Source organism: Chloroflexota bacterium (assembly GCA_038040195.1).
Taxonomy (GTDB): Bacteria; Chloroflexota; Limnocylindria; order QHBO01; family QHBO01; genus DASTEQ01.
The window spans coordinates 1-2,172 of sequence record JBBPIR010000024.1; the positions used below are offsets into that span (position 1 = coordinate 1).

General features: G+C 71.2%; 2 protein-coding genes. Both read right to left on the bottom strand.

Annotated features, from left to right (window positions below; translation table 11 throughout):
• Window positions 1-813 (bottom strand): DUF294 nucleotidyltransferase-like domain-containing protein (locus AABM41_09780; protein ID MEK6192585.1); only part of this gene is annotated, 813 nt, incomplete at its 3' end.
• 132 nt (window positions 814-945) lie between these two features.
• A partial coding sequence (locus AABM41_09785) for a cation acetate symporter (protein MEK6192586.1) occupies window positions 946-2,172 on the bottom strand: 1,227 nt, incomplete at its 5' end.

Below are 2,172 nucleotides of genomic sequence, written 5' to 3' on the forward strand. Positions count from 1 at the left end.
CCAGTTGGTCGCCATGTAGCCGCCGGGACAGCGCGGGAAGCCGGCCGCGATGAGACCGGCTACCACGCGAGCGGCCAGCGCGTCGAAGTAGGCGCGCGAGTTCTCCGTGTCCTCCAGATAGGCGAGCGCGTTGTCCTGGTCGCTCAGGAGCACCTGCTCCATCCGCCCGCCCGAGCCGAGCGTCAGCCACGCGTACGGGCACGGCGGCGTGCCGAGCGCACCTTCGGCCCGCCGCAGCAGCCGCACGGTCAGCGCGTCGTTGAGCGTCGCGATGACGCGTGCGATCTGCAGTACGTCGAGCCCGCCCTTGAGCAGCGCCTCGGCCACCGCCGCCACCTCGCCCGCGTAGCCGGCGAGGGCGTCGGTGGCGCTGTCGAGCGCCTCGATCCGCCGCAGCAGCGCGAGCGGGCTCGTCGCCTGGTGGCGGAGCAAGTCGGTGTCGGTCACCACCCCGGCAATCCGGCCGCCGCGCGTCAGCGGCAGGTGGTGGAAACCCTGCTCGAGCCGCCAGAGCAGCGCTCCGAACACGGTGGTGTCGGCCGGCAGCGAGCGCAGCGGGCGGCTCATGACCGCGCGCACCGGGGTATCCGGGTCCAGGTCGGCGGCCAGGACGCGGCTGCGCAGATCGCGGTCGGTGACGATGCCGAGCGGCTCGCCGGCGATCAACACCGAGCTCACGCCGGCGTCGCGCATCGCCCTGGCGGTCTCGGCCACCGTCGCGTCCGGCTTCACGAACAGCGGCGGCCGGCTGATGAGCGCCTCCACCGGCGTGGCCAGGTCGCCGCCTACGCGTGTGCTCTCGAGGCCCGGCACGCCCTCAAGCGCCGCCTTCCGTCTCCCCGATCGATGCCATGGCGCCCGACATCGTCGCACGCCGCACCGGCCGATCCCGCGGGCGCCCGGAGCGCAGCACCCGCGGGCCGACGGGTGAGCCCCCGCCGGTGACTACTGCTCGGCCAGGGGCCTCTCGGCACCGAGGCCGGTCTCGGACCGGACATACAGCTCGTGGAAGCTGCGCTCCGTCTCGCGCTCCTTCGACAGCAGCGTCCCGACGACGCAGCCGATGAAGCCGAGCGGGATCGAGATCAGGCCGGGGTTGTTGAGGTCGTACCAGGTGAACGCGCCGGTGTCGGGGGCCCCGGGAGCGCCGCCCCACACGATCGGGCTGATGATGATGAGCCCGAGCGCGGAGACGACGCCGAACAGCACCCCCGTCACCGCGCCGGTCGTGTTGAAGCGGCGCCACGTGAGCGCGAGCAGCAGCGCCGGGAAGTTGGCGCTCGCCGCGATCGCGAAGGCGAGCCCGACCATGAACGAGACGTTCAGGGCCTCGCCGCCGATGATGGCGATCGCCATCGCGATGGCGCCGATGGTCAGGGCAGCGACCTTGGCGGCCAGGACCTCCTCGCGGTCGGAGTTGCGGCCCTTGCGGATGATGCTCGACCAGACGTCGTGCGCCACGGCGCTCGACGCGGAGAGCACGAGCCCGGCCACCACGGCGAGGATCGTCGCGAACGCGACGCCGGCGATGATCGCGAGGAACAGGTCGCCGCCCGTCGTTCCTGCGCCGCCCCCGAGGTTCTCGGCCAGGTTCGGCGCGGCGAGGTTGCCGCCCTTGCCGGCGGCCTCCACGCCCTCCTGGCCGAGGATCGCGCGAGCGCCGAAGCCGATGGTCGTGGTCAGCAGGTAGAAGAAGCCGATGATGAACATCGCGGTCACCACCGACGAGCGGGCCGCCTTGGCGTTCGGCACGGTGAAGAACCGCATCAGGATGTGCGGGAGCCCGGCCGTGCCGAGCACGAGCGCGAGGCCGAGCGACACGGTGTCGATCGGGTTCTTCAGGAAGGTGCCCGGCCCGAGCGAGAACGTGCTGTCCTTGGCCTTGCCCGCCGTCTCGGCTTGGTTGAACAGCTCGATCGGGTTGAAGCCGACCTTGTTGAGCACGAAGACCGACATGACCACGATGCCGGCCATCAGCATCACGGCCTTGATGATCTGCACCCAGGTCGTGGCGAGCATGCCGCCGAAGACGACGTAGCAGAGCATGAACGTGCCGGTGATCAGCACGGAGAGCGTGAAGTCGATGCCGACCAGCTTCTCGACCAGCACGCCGGCGCCCACCATCTGGGCGATCAGGTAGAAGGCCGCGACGTTGAGGGTGCCCAGGGCAGC